10 protein-coding genes and 1 pseudogene are annotated in these 16,790 nt (G+C 58.7%); 7 read left to right on the top strand and 4 right to left on the bottom strand.

Annotated features, from left to right (window positions below; all coding sequences use genetic code 11):
- Positions 1-129: 129 nt before the first annotated feature.
- Complete coding sequence (locus BLV27_RS12165; RefSeq protein WP_092646356.1) at positions 130-657, bottom strand: universal stress protein; 528 nt, start codon at positions 655-657, stop codon at positions 130-132.
- Positions 629-1,996 (bottom strand): SAM-dependent methyltransferase, encoded by a 1,368-nt coding sequence (locus tag BLV27_RS12160; protein WP_092646354.1) that lies wholly within the window; start codon positions 1,994-1,996, stop codon positions 629-631. Before BLV27_RS12160 ends, BLV27_RS12165 begins: the two co-directional genes overlap by 29 nt.
- Positions 1,997-2,425: 429 nt before the next feature.
- Here BLV27_RS12160 and BLV27_RS12155 point away from each other — a divergent pair, with 429 nt between their 5' ends.
- Together BLV27_RS12155 and BLV27_RS12150 are read left to right on the top strand one after the other, a co-directional pair.
- Entirely contained in the window at positions 2,426-3,358 is a 933-nt protein-coding gene (locus tag BLV27_RS12155; RefSeq protein ID WP_139176620.1) for a universal stress protein, read from the top strand.
- Positions 3,358-11,811 (top strand): glycoside hydrolase family 94 protein, encoded by an 8,454-nt coding sequence (locus BLV27_RS12150; protein WP_092646350.1) that lies wholly within the window; start codon positions 3,358-3,360, stop codon positions 11,809-11,811. The genes BLV27_RS12155 and BLV27_RS12150 overlap by 1 nt, the downstream gene beginning before the upstream one ends.
- A 50-nt stretch (positions 11,812-11,861) precedes the next feature.
- On the opposite strand, the gene BLV27_RS12145 is transcribed toward BLV27_RS12150, so the two are convergent.
- Complete coding sequence (locus BLV27_RS12145) at positions 11,862-12,440, bottom strand: TetR/AcrR family transcriptional regulator (protein WP_092646348.1); 579 nt, start codon at positions 12,438-12,440, stop codon at positions 11,862-11,864.
- 307 nt (positions 12,441-12,747) lie between these two features.
- On the opposite strand from BLV27_RS12145, the gene BLV27_RS12140 reads away from it, so the two are divergent.
- From BLV27_RS12140 to cysE, 5 genes are all read left to right on the top strand, one after another.
- The gene (locus BLV27_RS12140) at positions 12,748-13,380 is read left to right on the top strand and encodes a YdhR family protein (RefSeq protein WP_092646346.1); all 633 of its coding nucleotides are present in this window, start codon (positions 12,748-12,750) and stop codon (positions 13,378-13,380) included.
- Positions 13,381-13,403: 23 nt separating this feature from the next.
- Positions 13,404-13,895, top strand: a complete 492-nt coding sequence (locus BLV27_RS12135) for a hypothetical protein (protein ID WP_139176618.1) — start codon at positions 13,404-13,406, stop codon at positions 13,893-13,895.
- Between the two features lie 120 nt (positions 13,896-14,015).
- Positions 14,016-14,402 (top strand): lactoylglutathione lyase, encoded by a 387-nt coding sequence (gene gloA, locus BLV27_RS12130; RefSeq protein ID WP_211605507.1) that lies wholly within the window; start codon positions 14,016-14,018, stop codon positions 14,400-14,402.
- A 37-nt stretch (positions 14,403-14,439) separates the two neighbouring features.
- The gene (locus BLV27_RS12125; RefSeq protein WP_170831439.1) at positions 14,440-15,384 is read left to right on the top strand and encodes an MBL fold metallo-hydrolase; all 945 of its coding nucleotides are present in this window, start codon (positions 14,440-14,442) and stop codon (positions 15,382-15,384) included.
- Between the two features lie 192 nt (positions 15,385-15,576).
- A complete protein-coding gene (cysE, locus tag BLV27_RS12120) occupies positions 15,577-16,383 on the top strand; it encodes a serine O-acetyltransferase (protein WP_092646338.1) in 807 nt (268 codons plus the stop codon).
- Positions 16,384-16,689: 306 nt separating this feature from the next.
- Here the strand turns inward: cysE and BLV27_RS19095 are convergent.
- Positions 16,690-16,790: pseudogene (locus BLV27_RS19095) on the bottom strand (IS5/IS1182 family transposase); the annotation flags it as partial.

Raw genomic sequence — 16,790 nt, 5'->3', positions numbered from 1 at the left:
GCGCAAATCGCGCGCTACCACGGGATCCCGAGGACCGTCGTGACGGAATTTCGCCTGTTGTGGAGAATCGACGGGTCTGTCTGACACCGTGCATCATGTTGGACGGTTTCGGCTCCCGCATCGGAATGTCTACCTGACGACGGTCACGGTGCATTCCGAATGGTGCAGCACCTTTTGCGACACGCTTCCCAATACGGTGCTTCGGATTACTCCGAGGCCTCGTGACCCGATGATGATCATGTCGACATTGAAATCCGAGGCGTCCTTCAGGATCTCGTCGGCGTAGTCGCCTGCCCGGATCGACGACTTGATCGTCTTCACGCCGTGTGCGGCGCAAGACGTCTTTGCCCTGGCGATCAGCTGCTCACCCAAGGCGGTAATGATCCGGGCCGTTCTGGGATCGGAGGAATCACCGCTCAGGAGTTCCTGATGCGCGCCCCGGATATAGGGCATTCCGGGCGAGACAAGCGTGTGGGCTTCCTCCACGAGGTGTTCGACCTCAGCCATTCGTACCAGTTCATCGGCTGGTCGACCGTGCATCAAGACGTGCGAGATGATAAGTTCAGCGTTCAGCTTTCCAGCCAATTCCGCAGCGATGCCGGTGGCCCGGTGTGCATGTTGAGATCCGTCAACGGCCAGTAGGATTTTGCCGATCATTGCCTTGCTCCTGTGGTTGGGTGAAATCCAGTTCAACGGCGGGCACCGGTTGGGATGTCGCGGCGTTGCCGGCGACAAGCGTGGGGCGTTTGCCGGTGATGGCACGGGGCGTCGGCCTAGGGTCTGATCGGTCGTAGATATAGTCGCGCGTCAGCGGAACTGCGTCGACGCTGCGTGATACCTGGAACTGATAGACGGCCTGCGGGCCGTGACGGAAGGTCTGTTCGCATGCCACGAGGTAGAAGCGCCACATCCTGACGAAGCGATCGTCGTACAGTGCGGCCACTTTATCTTCATTCTTAGCGAACCGGTCGTACCAATGACGCAGCGTGTAGGCGTAGTGCAGCCGCCAGCATTCGATATCGGTCGTCCACAACCGGGCCTTTTCCACTGCGTTTGCGGCTTCCGAGACAGTGGGGACATAGCCGCCGGGAAAGATGTACTTGGCGATCCATGGGTTTGTGCCCTCCGGCGGGGCGGCCCAGCCGATCGTATGGATCAACGCGATGCCATTGGGCGATAGCCGGTCTCGGATTATCCTGAAATATTCACCGTAGTGCCGCAGGCCGACGTGTTCGAACATCCCGACAGAGACAATCCTGTCGTAGGTGCCCTTCACCTCGCGATAATCGCAGATCTGCAGGTCGATCCGGTCCGAAAGCCCTTCGTGCTCCACCCGTTGTTGCGCATAGGCAAGTTGTTCTTGCGACAGCGTGATGCCAGTGACCCGCGCACCGTAGTCCTTCGCCAGGGTAATCGCCATGCCACCCCAGCCGCAGCCGATATCGAGCACCTCCATGCCCGGTTCGATCATCAGCTTGCGCGCGATATGCTCTTTCTTGTGCGCCTGCGCTTGATCCAGCGTCTCGCCGGGATCTTTGAAATAGCCACAGGAATACTGCCGGTCTTCATCGAGAAAGAGGTCGTACAGGTCGCCTGACAGATCATAATGATGCGCCACATTGCCGCGAGCACGTTCAATGAAGTTGTTCTGTGCAAGCCATCGCAGGGCGGCCCGAGATTTCAGAATCGGCTTCTGCCACCAGATCCGTTGCCCCGCGGCTTTGCGAGTGTTCCGTATGACCAAGGCGAGAAAGCCATGCAGGTCATCGCCGTCGATGGTCAATGATCCATCCGTATAGGCTTCTCCGAGTGCCAGCTCGGGATTCAGCGCAAGGCGTCCGACAGTCGCGTTATCGTGCAGTCGAACCGTTATCGGCTCTCCGATCTTGTCGCCAAAATCGTATATGTCGCCATCTGGCATGACGACGCGAAGAAAGCCTTCCTGAAGAAGAGTGCCGACCATTTTCGCCAGCGCATTCCTGTGCAGTTGTTTCATTTCACGGCTCTCTATTCTGACTCTGATCGGGCTGACTGACGCCGTCGCACGTGACCTTCCCCTGAGGTGCCGCCAGATGGTTGCGACATCAGGCATCATACCGAAACGAGGCCGGGTATGACCGCATCGGTCAGGCAGAGTGTTACGCATCGCTTTTGCTGGGCATTGACGGGAGTCAATGATGCTGGTGTTTGCCGGGTCTAGAGTTCGCGCAATAGCCTGTTTTCAGGTGCGCCGCGGCGCTTGCCTGCTTGCGCAGACACTACAATTTCGCCCGCTCCTTGGCTGATCGGGTTCGTTCCTAAATCCAATTTTGTTTTGAAGGGGTATCCTCAGGTGGCGGTACGAACGCGAAATTCCCTTACGCATGATGCGTCTGGACGACCTGATGCAAACGAACGGATTGATCATTCGGACGTTCTGCTGTTCTTGGATGAAAGCAGCGCAAAGATGACGAGCGTTCGCCATGCTCGAAAGGTGGCCAATGCCTTTGGTGGTGATCTGTTGCTGGTGCAGATGTTATGCGGATCCGCAGACGGCCAAGGTCCAATCGACCCGGTGGACTGGGATATAAAAAAACAACGTATTCTGATACGCTTGGGACTTTTGACAAAAGGTTCGGAAGGCAACGGAACGCCGTGCAAGATCAAATTGCTTGAGGGCGAATGCATAAACCAGATCAAGGCGTTCATGGAGTTGCGGCGAGGGGATATCGCGGCCTCGCCTCGATCCGGCGGCGGCATGGGTTGGCATTCAAGCGAAACGGTCTGGGGGGTCCTCTCATCACGTAGCGCGGGCATCCTGATGATACCGGATGACGCAAAGATCGAGCCTGACACGCGCTATCGCCGAATTCTTGTGCCCCTCGACGGCTCCTCCCGCGCGGAAGCGGCGCTTCCAAAGGCCACGCTGCTGGCCAAAGCTGAAACATCCGAGATATTGCTCTGCTACATCGCTCCCGAGCCCGGCCTGACGGAGTTCGGTTCAGATGATCCAGAGGCGGATCGCCTTCATAGCCTGGTCAGGAAACGAAATGACCAGGCTGGAAGGACCTATCTGGCTCAGATCAAGAAGAGACTGGAACACAACGGCCTGAATACAAGTATCAAGATCCGCCACGGTGGCGACGTTCGCCGCGCACTGATCGATGTCATTTTGCAAGACAAGGCCGATTTCGTGGTCATGGCCACACATGGCCAAAGTGGTCACGGTGACGTGCCCACCGGTGATGTGGCGCGGTATGTCACTGATAATGCCGATACCCCCGTGCTGCTGGTGCGCTGTCTTAGCGGTCGCAATGGACATCACGCATTTGGCACAGCCTTGCCCAAGGAGGGCAGGCAACCGGTTGGCACCGATTGATGAAAGAGTCCGCCCGAACCTCGGCTGATGGCAAGCTTGGACTGGACGTCGCGGGACTGCATCACCCGATTGCTAAGGGTTTGCCTGCCTTGATCGATCTCTATCGTGCCCTGCCCACGCTGAATGACTGGTTCGAGGAGGTCCGCCTCTATTGCGCCGATCCGCACCCGGATCACGCACGGGCGGCCGAGTGGATTCTGGACAATGACTATCAGATCATCCGTGCCCTGCGACGCTTGAACGAAAATTTGCCGCGCAAGTTCTATGATAGGCTTCCGGGGATCGCAGGCCTGCAAGGCGCAGGAACTCCGCGCATATTCGCGGTGTCGCAGGCCGTCTTCGATGGATTGGAGCCACAGATCACGCTGAAAGCGTTGACGCAATTCACCACTCAATATCAAAAGACGGCGGAACTGACGAACGCCGAACTGTGGGCGATGCCGTCCATGCTTCGGCTGACATGCCTTGAGCGTTTCATCGATGCGGTTGGTGCGATAGAACCGAGGTTGTTGCCGCCGGTGGAGCTGAGCGCCGAAACCCATGCCGCGAGCGATGGCCTGCCTGTCGACCGCATTGCCAAAGCAATATCCAACCTAATCATTGTCGATGCAATCAAATGGCCGGACTTCGTTGACGAAGTCAGTTGCATCGAAGCGGCACTGGCAGCAGATCCCTCCGAAATATACCCCCGTATGACGTTCGAAACCCGCAATCGGTATCGGCGCATTGTCGAAGAATTGGCGTGGCGTTGTGACAGTTCGGAATCCGCAATTGCACGCCATGCGATCGCCTTGGCCCAAAACGAAAACGTCGGCACAGACAGATTTCACGTCGGATACTGGCTGATTGGCGACGGGCTAGCGGCGTTAGAGGTCGTCTTGAAGTGCCGGACCGCGTGGTTCTTGGCAGTTCGACGCGGATTGTCGAGATACAAGGGTGCGCTCTACGCCGCAGGGCTCATCACGCTGGTGGTCGCGGCGATCTGCGTGCCGGTGGTCTATCTTTGGGTCAAGGATGCGACGATTGGCCAATGGATCGCCGGCCTTGCGCTTTCGTTTCTGCCGGCAACGATCCCCAGCGTTTGGTTCGGGCATTGGATGATTACGCGCCTGAGCCAACCAAGCGCATTGCCCGAGATGGATTTCTCCAAGGCCATACCGCAGGACTGTGCAACAGCCGTCGTGATACCGGTCATAATTGCACCCGGTGAAGACCTGGATGTGATCTCGGAAAAAATCGAAATACTGCGCATTGCGAATCCGGACCCGGCGTTTCGATTTGTCGTCCTGTCGGATCTTTCCGACGCCGAGTCCGAGGTCATGCCCGAAGACGCAGGCATCGAAGCCGAATTGCGAAATAGGATCGAGGACCTCAACCGCCGCTATCTCTCGGATGCCGGGCCGCCGTTCATTTTATTGCATCGCCGCCGTCGGCATAATCCGGTCGAGGGATGCTGGATGGCGTGGGAGCGCAAGCGCGGCAAGCTCGAGGACTTCAATCGTTATGTTCTGGGTGAGGGCAGGCAGGCGTTCGATTTGGTCGCGGGGCCGGTCGATACCCTGCATGGCACTCGATATGCGATCACGCTGGATGCAGATACACAATTGCCACCCGGATCTTCGGCACGCCTTGTCGGAATTCTGGCACATCCGCTGAACAGGGCGGTCGTCGACCCTGAAAGCCGACGGGTTGTGTCGGGTCATGCCATTTTGCAGCCACGGATTGAAATTCTGCCAACGCTCGGAAAAGGGACACATTTCACGCATCTCTACGGCGGGGACACCGCCATCGACATCTATAGCCGGGCCGTGTCCGACGTTTATCAGGATCTGTTTGGAACCGGCATTTACGTGGGAAAGGGCATTTATGATATCGCCGCCCTCCATCAAAGCATGTCAGGCCGCGTGCCGGAGAACCATATCCTTAGTCACGACCTGTTCGAAGGCCTTCATGGGCGGGCTGCGCTGGTCAGCAACCTCGTTCTCTACGAAGACCTGCCTGCGACATATCCTGAATTTGCCGCTCGTCAGCACCGTTGGATGCGCGGAGACTGGCAGCTTATCCCATGGCTAGGGCGCAGGGTGCCAACGGCGGCCGGGAAAATGGATGCAACGATGTCGGCGCTTGATCGTTGGAAAATCGTCGACAACCTGCGCCGCAGCCTAATGTCGCCTGCATTGTTGCTGTTCTTCCTTTGCGGTTGGCTGCTCATGCCCGGCAGCGGGCTGATCTGGACGGCGTTGGCACTTGCGGCCCCCGGAAGCTATCTGATCGGTGAAGTTTTCGCCATCGCAACAGGTGGGATCCGGCGCGGCGCACTCGGCAATGCAATCCACAATATCCGAGCGACCGGGGGGCGTTGGTTTCTTAGCATCGCATTTCTGGTCAGCGACACGCTGATTGCATTGGATGCGATTTTAAGCACGCTTTGGCGCGTCTGCGTTAGCGGCCGAAACCGGTTGGAATGGACCTCAGCGGCTCATTCGTCGGCGAAGTACTCTCGGGGCAGCATCCGAAAGGCATCCTGGCAATTGATGTGGCCCTCGTCCGTGCTCGCTGTGTTGATGGCGGGGCACCTGGCGCTCTTTGATCCTCAGGCGATCTGGCCCGCTGTTCCCGTGCTCATTCTCTGGCTGATCGCGCCGGAGTTGTCAGTCTGGAGCGCACGGCCACGCTATTTCCGCACGCAGTCCCTCAGCAAGCTTCAGCGCAGGTTCCTGACCCAGGTTGCGCGGCGTACCTGGCATTTCTTCGAAACCTTCGTAGGGCCGGATGATCATTGGCTGCCGCCCGACAATTATCAGTTCGGCGAAATGTCGGAGGTCGCACACCGGACATCACCGACCAACATTGGCATGTTCCTTGTGTCGGCCCTGGGTGCGCGTGACATGGGCTTTATCACGACAAGCGACCTCGTCGCACGCTGTCGCAACACCCTCGACACGCTGGGGCAGGTGACCATGTATCGCGGTCATATCCTGAACTGGTATGACACTCGCACGCTGGAGCCGCTGGAACCTTGCTACGTCTCGACCGTCGACAGCGGCAATCTGGCGGTATCTCTGATCGCGCTGAAGCAGGGTTGCCTCGAACTGGTCGAGCGTCCGGTGATTGAGGCGGCGAGTTTCAAAAGCCTTGAGGTCGCGCTGGATCTTTTATGCATGGCACTCCGCGACGTGCCCGGTCAGAGCCTTTCGGATTTGAGCCGGAGCGAGAGGGCCATTCGCGAAGAAATTGCATTTACCGTGGCATCGCCGATGCGACTGAAGGCTGGTTTATCGGCTCTCGGGGGGCAGCACTGGCAGGCGCTCGAAAGGCACGCCCTGGATGCGATCGAAAATTCGCCTGATCTTTCGAATGAGCAGGCAGCAGAAATTACCACATGGCTGGAACGGTTCCACCACGATCTGCATGCAATCGTTCGCGACATCGAGACATTTATGCCCTGGCTGGACGTGATCGAGAATTGCCCGGATTCGGTTGCGTCGATAGCCCACGAGATTTCTGAAAGCCTGACATCAGATGTGTCCTCGATTGATGAGGCGGTCTCGGGGGAACGGCTTATTAAAATTCTTGCAGATTGGCACACAGCTAACCCCGATGCGTGCAGCGCCACCGGGAAATGGGTGGATGAACTGCGGCGGTCGGCGCAGTTGGGGTTAGCCCAGCAAGACGCATTGCGCGCATCCCTCGGCGAGTTGGCCGGCAATGCCGACCGGTTGGCGTTCAGTATGGACTTCCAGTTTCTGTACGACACGTCCGCGCGCTTGTTCTGGATCGGCTATAACCAAAGCCTTGGGAAGATGGACACCAGCCATTACGATCTTTTGGCGACCGAGGCCCGCTTGGCCAGTTATTTTGCAATCGCCAAACATGACGCGCCCATCGAACACTGGTTCGCGTTCAGCCGGCCGATCACGCGGCTTCAGGGCAAACCTTCGATCCTGTCGTGGAACGGGTCGATTTTCGAGTACCTGATGCCACCGCTTTTCCTGCCCAGCTTTCGCGATACGCTGTTGGGAGAGAGCGAGTTGACCGCCGTGGACTTCCAGCGTGCATATTGCCGGGAACGGGGTGTGCCGTGGGGCATCTCCGAATCTGCGTTCGGCACGGTGGATGCGCGCGGAACCTTTCAATATCGCGCCTTTGGTGTGCCCGGTCTCGGGATCCGCAGAGGGCTTACCGATGATCTTGTCATCGCGCCCTATGGCTCGGCCTTGGCGCTGTGCGGCTGGCCTGAGGCGGCAGCCGAGAACCTTGCCGCGCTTGGTAAGATTGGCGCACTCACCGAGTATGGCTTTGTCGAAGCCCTTGATTTCACGCCCGACCGGGTCGGCCCCGGACGCGAGTTTGTCTTAGTGACGGCCTTTATGGCGCACCATCAGGGCATGGTTCAAACCGCAATCATCAACGCTCTTCAGGATGACATCATGGTTCGGCGTTTCCTGAGGGAAAAAGCCGTCCGGGCCATGGATCTGCTGTTGCAGGAGCGTGTGCCGTGGGATGTTCCACTTGAAAGCGGCCGTGCCGGTGAGGTCTGGGACCACGCCACAGATACGCATCAAGTGCCAGAGTTGGCACCATGGATTCCGTCGTCCAGCCTGGTCGTGCCGCAGGTGCACATTCTGGGGAATGGACGCATGTCATCGGTGCTGACGCAGAGCGGTGGCGGTGGTCTTCGTCTTAAGGATAGCAGCCTTACGCGATGGCGACCTGACCCGACGCGCACCGAGTTCGGAATGTGGATATACCTTCAGGATGCTGAAACGGGTGACTTGTGGTCGGTTGGCGCTGCGCCGACGGGACATGCCGAAGCCGAAACCCGATGTGTCTTTCATCAGCACATGGTCGAACTCTTGCGGCGGCACGATGGAATACTGGCGCGGATGGATGTGACCGTGGCCGCCCACGAAGACGTGGAGATACGGAGGATCACGCTGGTCAATGAGGGCGAGGCCGAACGGACAATCGATTTGACGACATATGCAGAGGTTGTCTTGGCCCCCGCCTTGGAAGACGAGCGCCATCCGGCCTTCAGCAAGCTCTTCGTGCAAAGCGATTATCTGCCTGATGAAGATGCGCTGGTGTTCACGCGCAGGCCTCGGCGTCCGGAAGCCCGGCCACCTGTCTTGTTGCACAAGCTGATAGCGACCGACACGCGTCACATGGTCAAGGCATATGAGACGGATCGCCGCCGCTTTGTGGGACGCAATCGAAGCTTGAGCTCACCAGAAGGTTTGCAGCGCGGTCTTGGCAACGGGGCAGGGTGGACACTGGATCCGGTAATGTCACTTCAGGTGCGGGTCTCGTTGCAGCCTATGGAGAGCAGGCAGCTCGTCTTCCTGACCGTGGCGGGCGCATCGCGTGATGAATGTTTGCGTGTCGCGCAACGATATCCTGTTGCTACTATCGACCACGCATTCCGGGATGCGTTGCTTGAGGCTGTACGCAAGGTTCAGAAGCTTGGAATAGCCCCCGAGCATTTGCCAGAACTGCAGGTGTTGTCATCCTTGCTGTTACATACGCACCAGACGTTCCGAACCGCTCCTATGACGGATACGAGCGGATGGAACGGCCAGTCGGATCTTTGGCGTTTCGGGATTTCCGGGGACCTTCCTATACTGTTGCTCGAACTGTCAGATCTGGAAAATTCTTCGCTTCTGGATGTTCTGGTGCGGGGTCACCGTCTGTGGCACCAGGCCGGGCTGAAGATCGATCTGGTTATCTTGAGGGACGCTGCGACCAGCTATGAAGAACCCCTGCGGGAAAAGGTCCTTTCTGTAATCAGCGACACGCACGCGACGGGAATGCTGGGAATGCGCGGCGGTATTCACCTTCTGGCGGGTGACCAGATGGATGAACCTCTGCGGCGCGGCCTTGAAGCGGCGGCTCACGTGGTGCTTCACGATGGGAGCCAGAGCCTTGGGGAAATACTGGACAAGGCGTTGGAGCCTTCGGATCAGCCGCCACCATTCGAGCCGGGGCTGTCGATTCAGTACGATCCGGTCCCCGACATCGAGAGGCCGGACAATCTGCAATTTGATAACGGATACGGTGGGTTTGACCCGGAAAACGGCGACTATCTGATCCACTTGGCACCCGGCGTGCGGACGCCTGCCCCTTGGTGCAACATCCTGGCCAACGAAAATTTCGGCTGTCTTGTCAGCGAAGCCGGATTCGGGATGACTTGGGGCATCAACAGCGGTGAACATCGGTTGACACCCTGGTCGAACGACCCAGTTGCCGACCGGCCGGGTGAAGTCCTGTATATTCGGGACGAAGCCAATGGCGATGTCTGGACGACGACACCGCAGCCGGCAGGCCAAGAAGCCGATTGCCAGATCAGGCATGGGATGGGCTTTACCAGGTGGCGCAAACACAGTCACGGATTGGAGCAGGATCTGCTGTGCTTTGTCCCCTCTGACGCCCCGGTCAAGTTGGTCCGGCTGCGGCTTACCAACCGGTCTGGTCAGGACCGACGAATATCGGGCACCTTTTATGCCGAATGGTTGTTGGGAGCGCTTGGTAGCATTTCCCGCCCCCACGTTGTCAGCCGTTACGATGCGGACCTGAAGGCCATCGTCGGTCGCAATCTCTGGAATGCTGAATTTGCGTCGCGAGCGGCCTTCCTGACTGCCTCGGCGGACCCTCACAGCCTCACTGGCGACCGGCATGATTTCCTTGGGCGAGAAGGCGATATCTCCGCTCCGGAAGGGCTGCGGCGTTGGGATCTGGGTGGCCGCTTTCCAAAAGGCGGAGACGCATGTGCGGCGTATCAGGTGCATCTGGATATTCCTGCTGGTGGGCACACCGAGGTTGTCTTTGCATTGGGTGAGGTTACCGATCCCGCCAGTCTGGGGGGGAGTGTCGAGAGGTGGAAAGACCCCGGTGAGGTAGAGCGCGCCTTCGAGGCGTTGCGCGCGAAATGGACGCGCCGGCTTGGTGCAGTTCAGGCCAAAACCCCCGATCCATCATTTGATCTGATGTTGAACAAGTGGCTCCCTTACCAGAACCGGTCGTGCCGTATCATGGCGCGAGCGGGCTTCTATCAGGCGGGTGGGGCCTATGGTTTCCGCGATCAGTTGCAGGATGTTCTGGCCTTGCTGATCGGCGACCCGGCCGGGACGCGTCGGCAAATCGTCAGGGCGGCAGGATATCAGTTCGAGCAAGGCGATGTGCTGCATTGGTGGCATCCACCGGAGGGACGTGGCGTGCGGACCCGATGCTCGGATGACTATCTTTGGCTGCCCTATGTCATCGCGCGCTATGTCGAGGCGACGGGCGATCTGGCGCTGCTCGACGAAGTAGTTCCGTTTCTCAGGGCCGCTGAACTGCGGCCCGAGGAACATGATCGATATGCACTTTTTGAGACCGGGGACTCCGGCACATTGTTCGATCACTGTGCTCGCGCGCTGGATCGAATGATGGCCACCGGTTCACATGGTCTTCCGCTGATGGGCGGCGGTGACTGGAACGACGGCATGGATCGGGTAGGGGACAAGGGGCATGGCGAGAGTGTCTGGCTCGCGTGGTTCCAAATTGCGACGGTCGGTCTCTTTGCGCCACTGGCACGACAGGCGGGGCATCCTGATGACGCGGACCGTTGGCTGGCCCACGCGGATGATCTTGCCGAGGCGCTGGAAGCGCACGCTTGGGATGGCAAATGGTACTTGCGGGCTTTCGACGATGATGGCGTACCGTGGGGGGCGTCTGTAAATGACGAATGTCGGATCGATCTCATTGCGCAGGCCTGGTCGGTTCTGTCGGGCCGCCCGGTGGGGGAGCGCGCGCGCCTCGCGTTGAAGTCGGCCGGTACGGAACTCGTCGATGAGGAGGCTCGGCTCATTCGGCTTCTTACGCCGCCTTTCGACCAGACACACCGTGATCCGGGATACATTCAAGCCTATCCACCCGGCGTTCGTGAGAATGGGGGGCAATATACCCATGCCGCCGCTTGGCTTGGTGCCGCCTACGCCAAGATCAAGGACGGCGACCGTGCGTATCAGGTGTTCGACATCATCAATCCAATCGGGCGTAGCAGCACAAGGGAAGCCGCCGATCACTATCGTCGCGAGCCCTACGTCCTACCCGGCGATGTCTCCGGAACGGGTGCGCAGACCGGTCGGGGTGGCTGGTCATGGTATACCGGCGCGGCCGGCTGGGTCTGGCAACTGGGTGTTTCAGGGATCCTTGGAGTTCATCCGGTGCCCGGTGGCGTGCGGCTGGACCCGTGCCTGCCGAAAGACTGGGGACAGGCGGAGTTCATGCTTGAAGGTGAACTTGGACGGCTGGAAATCGAGATCGGGGACGCGGATCATATCGGTTACGGCCAAGCCCAAATCATCGTGGATGGCCGTGGCATTGATGGGTCAATTGTCGAGTATCCGGGGAAGGGGCGTACCAGAACGGTCGTGGTACGTATCGGCGCGAGGCCCAGGTCAGTGCCTGCCTGAAACGCACACGCGCCTTTCTAGGGAATGTCAGGTGCCCGAAGACCGGTTTCCTATTGCGAGCGCGATTCCAAGATGGCCAGGGCTGCTGACTTGCCCGCGGCGCAGATCCTTGAAACCACCGCGTCTGATCCTGCGGCCCTCGCGATGGTGAGCGCGCCGATCAGGGTCGACAGGAAGGCCCACGCCTTATCCAGCTTTTCGGTCTGCTGTCCGTCTCCGGGGATGCCCTTTGCGACCTCCAACGCGATGCGTCTCATCAAGGCGGCGTACTCCTGTTTTACGTCGTCGCCCGCTCGAACCACGTCAGGCGAGAGCCCGGCCATTGCGCAACCGTTTTCCGTGTCCATCCGGTGCTCGGTCCCGAGGTAGTAGTCGGCAAACGCGATCGGCCAGTCGTCGCCGTGTTCCTCGCGGAATTTCGGCAACGTGACGAGCACCTGGTCAAGTGAGGAACATAGCGCTGCGCGGAAGGCTCCGTCCTTTGACCCCATGTGCGCGTAGAATGCGCCCGACGTGACGCCTGCCTCCTTGGCGATCGAGTCGACCCCGACCCCCGCGTAGCCAGCCCGCCGAAAGCCATTGCTTGCTGACTCGATCAACCTGATGCGGGTTTGTTCAGATTTCTTCATTTTGTTTCCGAGTCTTGCGCAAAAAAATAACGATCGTTCTATTTTGTAGTTGACCGCAATCGGCGATCAACGTACTCATCATAGCGATCGTTATATTATGACTTGCCCGGCAAGACAAGAGCCGAGTAGAGGAGCAAATCTCAAACGAATGACCGTGACTTCACGCATGTTCCGGCATGCGAGTGGCGGAGCTTTGTCGCTGGAGCGACGTGGCCTCGTGGTGCGGCCCCAACAATGCCGGTGGCAATTGCCGGGCAGGGGGCACCGTCATCGCAATCACAAACCAGAAAGAAGGGTACTTTAGTACATGGAACGTAAAGCTTTTGTTTATACCGAGTTGCAAGCCTCGGTCCCATTCTCGGACGTGCCGTGGGGTGATCTCAACAAGGCGATCGCCGCGGAGACCGGTTTCCTCGACAAGACGTGGCTTTCGGGCGTTAACACGCACTCGGTCGGCGGGCTCTACAGCTTTGATAGCATCGAAGGCGCGCTGCACTACTGCACGCACTTCTTCCCGGCGCTGGCCCGCGATTTCGGTGTGGCGCAAACGACCCGTGTTTTCGATACCTCGGCTACGGCGGAAGCCAGCGCGGATATCGCATCACCGCATTTCGGGGGCAAGGTCGAGCAGGAACCGGGTGCATTCGTCTACACCGAAATTCAGGTGTCGTTGCCCTTTGGCAAGGTGCCGTGGCGGGAGCAGAACCCGTTGCTGCGCGAGAACGCGGGCCTGATCTCCAAAACATGGCTTAGCGGGCACGGCACCGACTCCGTGGGTGGCCTCTATGCATTCGACACCCAGGAAAATGCGACTGCGTTCGCGATCGACGCATTCCCGAAAATCGCGGCTGACATGAACGCCGCGTTCTATACGCGCGTCTTTGATGCGCGTGTCGCCGAGGCCGCAAGCCGTGGCCTCAACTCCCCCTACTACCTCTGAAATAAAGAAAAATAGGAAAAACAATGAAACATACTTCATTCGCTACAGTGATGATTGCGCTGGCTGTTTCGTCGACCGCCGCCATGGCTGAGTCGACCGCCGCGCCGGCTGAAGAGTGCATCCGGATGGGTGGCGTCGCCATCCCGAATTTCTTTGGCGAAGGCGACGACAAGCCGATGATCATCTCGGCTGTGCTGACCGGTACGGTCCAAAATGCAGCTGGCAAGATCACGGCCACTCGGGTGACCGAAACCGGTATGGAAATGGACATGGAGCACTATTTCGGGCGCAGCGACGGCGGGGCCTTCCAGACCAAAGACCTCGGCATCTTGACCGAAGTTCCGGGGAAGCCCGGCCGCTTCATGCTCGAAATCACATATGACATTCAGCCGGATGTCACCCGTGGCACGCTGGAAGGCTATTCCGGCCAGTTCAACAGCTACGGTCTGGTCGATCTGCGGGACAATAACAACTTGGTCGGGCTGGTTCGCTATAGCGGCGAAATCTGCCGCTGATCTCAGATCAAATCGGGAGGCTGGCATGTCCTGCCTCCCAACAACTCTCCACTCAGAAAGCACGCAGACATGACCTCCTCCCCGTCGTCACCGATTGTTCCGCACGGTGTTCTTTACACAATGATACGTGTTGCCAACCTCGATCGATCGATTGAGTTCTACCGTGACGCACTCGGCATGTCCGAGTTGCGACGCGAGACGTTTCCCGATGCGCGCTTCACGCTGGTCTTCATGGGATACGCGGCCCACCCGAACGGCGCGACAGTCGAACTGACCTGGAATTGGGACAGTGACAGCTACACGCACGGCAGCGGGTATGGCCATGTGGCTTTGGCGGTGTCGGATATCTACGGTGCCTGTGCGCGGCTGGCCGAAATGGGTGTCGAAATCCTGCGTGAGGCGGGCCCGATGAAAGCTGCACCGCAGGAGACAGGGGAACGCGAGGAGATCGCGTTTATTGCCGACCCGGATGGCTATCGGATCGAGCTGATCGGGCATTCTGAGTGACGCTCAAAAACCAATGATCAAGAAAGGTAACGCAATCATGATAAGACGAAGTTTCCTCAAGAATGGCTCTGGTGCTCTTATTGCTGCGGCAATGCCGCTGGGGGCAAATGCACTCGAATTGCACCAGCTCTCAGGTGCTCAACGATTCAAAGTCGGCCAAATCGTCATCACTGCGTTGTCCGACGGGTATGTCGACATCATCAACGCAGACACGCTGAACGGAATTGATGAGCAGGGGTATGAAGCCAGTCTGATCGAAGCCGGGCGCGGCCCCGGCGCTTGGCAGACTGACGTCAACGCATACCTGATCGAAGACGGCACGCGGAAGATCCTGATTGACGCAGGCGGCGGCAAGTCGTTTCTGCCCACGCTCGGCGGTGTTCCTGACGCCTTGCGGTTCGCCGGTTGCAACCCGGAGGACATCACCCACATCCTGATGTCCCACATGCATCCCGACCACGTCTCGGGCGTTCTGGGTGCCAAAAATGCCGCGGTCTATCCCAATGCCGAGATGATCATTCACGCGCGGGAGTTTGATTTTTGGGTCACGTCCGACGCGCACGCCCGGTTGCCGCAAATGGCAAGTTTTTTCGCGATCGCGCAAAACGTCGCAAAAGCCTATGACGGTCGCATCAAGCTTCATTCGGGCACCGATGTCGGACTTCCGGGGATCATCGCGGAGCCCATGTTCGGCCATACCCCCGGGCATGTCGGCTATGTCATCGAGGACGGAAACGAGCATTTGCTGGTCACGTCGGACCTAGTGCATCATGCCGTGGTTCAGCTCGCGCACCCCGAGGTATCGGTGGCATTTGACGTTGATGCAAATGCAGCGGTCGCGATCCGACATCGCGTTTTCGACCGAGTGGTGGCCAGCCGTGAGCGTTTGATCGGGATGCATTTCCCGTTTCCCGGTCTGGGTCGTGTCGAGCGCGACGGCAGCGGGTATCGCTGGGTCGCGGAGGAACGGCAGTTCTTCTAATCCCCCGTTTGACTGACGGGTCCTCCCGGCCGGCATCTCCGGGCGCGCCCGGAGATGCGGTTCGGAACCAGGTGTGGTTGACCTTACGGGACCCTGAAAATTCGAGGCTGGTGGCTGGCGGTTTTCTTTTGGGTGCTTACATTGATCCGGCTCACCCGATCTTGTTCGGGGTACAAAGAGGGAAGATGGGAAATGCAGACACAGCTTTCCGCTTACATTGAAGACCCCGTAACGCAAGCATGGGCAATAATCCGGAGCGAGGCCGAAGCCGTTGCGAAAGATGAGCCGTTTCTGGCGGGAATTCTTGGGCGCGTCTTCTTTCAAAGAGAGAGCCTGCAAGACGCTTTATCCCGCCACCTTGCTGATCTCCTCCTGCCCCGGGATATGGATGGCGACGCCCTTGCCGCTATCCTTTCCGACGCCATGGAGGCCGACCCAAGCATAGCCGCCAGCGCAGCCCGTGACCTGTGTGCCGTCTTCGAACGCGATCCCGCTTGCACCACCCGGGCCCATGCTTTGCTGAACTACAGGGGTTTCCAGGCGTTGCAGGCGCATCGGATTGCACACCGGTTCTGGAACGATGGCCGAAGCGCTTTGGCATTCTGGTTGTCCAACCGGACGTCTCTGGTCCTCGGGCCAGATATTCACCCAGCCGCACGGATCGGGACGGGCATCATGCTTGACCACGGGTTGGGCGTCGTGATCGGAGAGACGGCCGTTGTCGAGGACGACGTCTCGATCTTGCAAAACGTGACGTTGGGCGGGACAGGCAAGATCCACGGAGATCGTCACCCGAAAGTGCGACGCGGTGTCATGATCGGTGCCGGAGCCAAGGTCATCGGCAACATCGAAATCGGCGAATTCAGCAAGATTGCAGCGGGAAGTGTTGTTCTGAGAGACGTCCCAGATCGGTCAACTGTCGCCGGCGTCCCGGCCAGGGTTGTCCGGCGGCATGACACGACGGAAATGCCATCGGAAACGATGGATCAAAGTTGCTAGAGCGGGCGACCGTGCGAACGCGGTGCATCGGTTCTCGGCGCAGTGCTCTGAAGGGCCGTATTCCTTTAGTTTGCGCAAATGCTTTGGAGCCGAACTTCTGCTTCATTGCTAGTAGGCAGACTTGTTCCTGCCCAAGAAGCTGTTGAAAGCCCGACGAAAAGAGTTCGGGTCAGACTATCCGGATTGTATCACGACCATTTCAACACCCGCGTGCCCGCGTTGAATTCGCTTCCGCGTGTGCTGCATTCGGATGGCTTTGTTGCACAAAACTCTTGCTGACCGGACTTCCCCTTTCCCTGGACACATTTATCCCACGGTTTTCGTGACGGGTAGGCCGAGCGCGGTATAGCCGTTCATGATGGCGATACGGACTTGGACCTCGGCGATCTGTCGGTCGAAGTCGCGTG

Origin of the sequence: Jannaschia faecimaris, from assembly GCF_900107415.1 — a bacterium.
Classification (GTDB): domain Bacteria; phylum Pseudomonadota; class Alphaproteobacteria; order Rhodobacterales; family Rhodobacteraceae; genus Jannaschia; species Jannaschia faecimaris.
The sequence above is the reverse complement of the archived record's forward strand: the minus strand, read 5'-3'. Positions and strand labels throughout refer to the sequence as shown.

Coding starts and splice junctions, on each gene's coding strand:
- BLV27_RS12165 (WP_092646356.1), bottom strand. CDS start 657: ATGATCGGCAAAATCCTACTGGCCGTTGACGGATCTCAACATGCACAC.
- BLV27_RS12160 (WP_092646354.1), bottom strand. CDS start 1,996: ATGAAACAACTGCACAGGAATGCGCTGGCGAAAATGGTCGGCACTCTT.
- BLV27_RS12150 (WP_092646350.1), top strand. CDS start 3,358: ATGAAAGAGTCCGCCCGAACCTCGGCTGATGGCAAGCTTGGACTGGAC.
- BLV27_RS12145 (WP_092646348.1), bottom strand. CDS start 12,440: ATGAAGAAATCTGAACAAACCCGCATCAGGTTGATCGAGTCAGCAAGC.
- BLV27_RS12140 (WP_092646346.1), top strand. CDS start 12,748: ATGGAACGTAAAGCTTTTGTTTATACCGAGTTGCAAGCCTCGGTCCCA.
- BLV27_RS12135 (WP_139176618.1), top strand. CDS start 13,404: ATGAAACATACTTCATTCGCTACAGTGATGATTGCGCTGGCTGTTTCG.
- gloA (WP_211605507.1), top strand. CDS start 14,016: ATGATACGTGTTGCCAACCTCGATCGATCGATTGAGTTCTACCGTGAC.
- BLV27_RS12125 (WP_170831439.1), top strand. CDS start 14,440: ATGATAAGACGAAGTTTCCTCAAGAATGGCTCTGGTGCTCTTATTGCT.
- cysE (WP_092646338.1), top strand. CDS start 15,577: ATGCAGACACAGCTTTCCGCTTACATTGAAGACCCCGTAACGCAAGCA.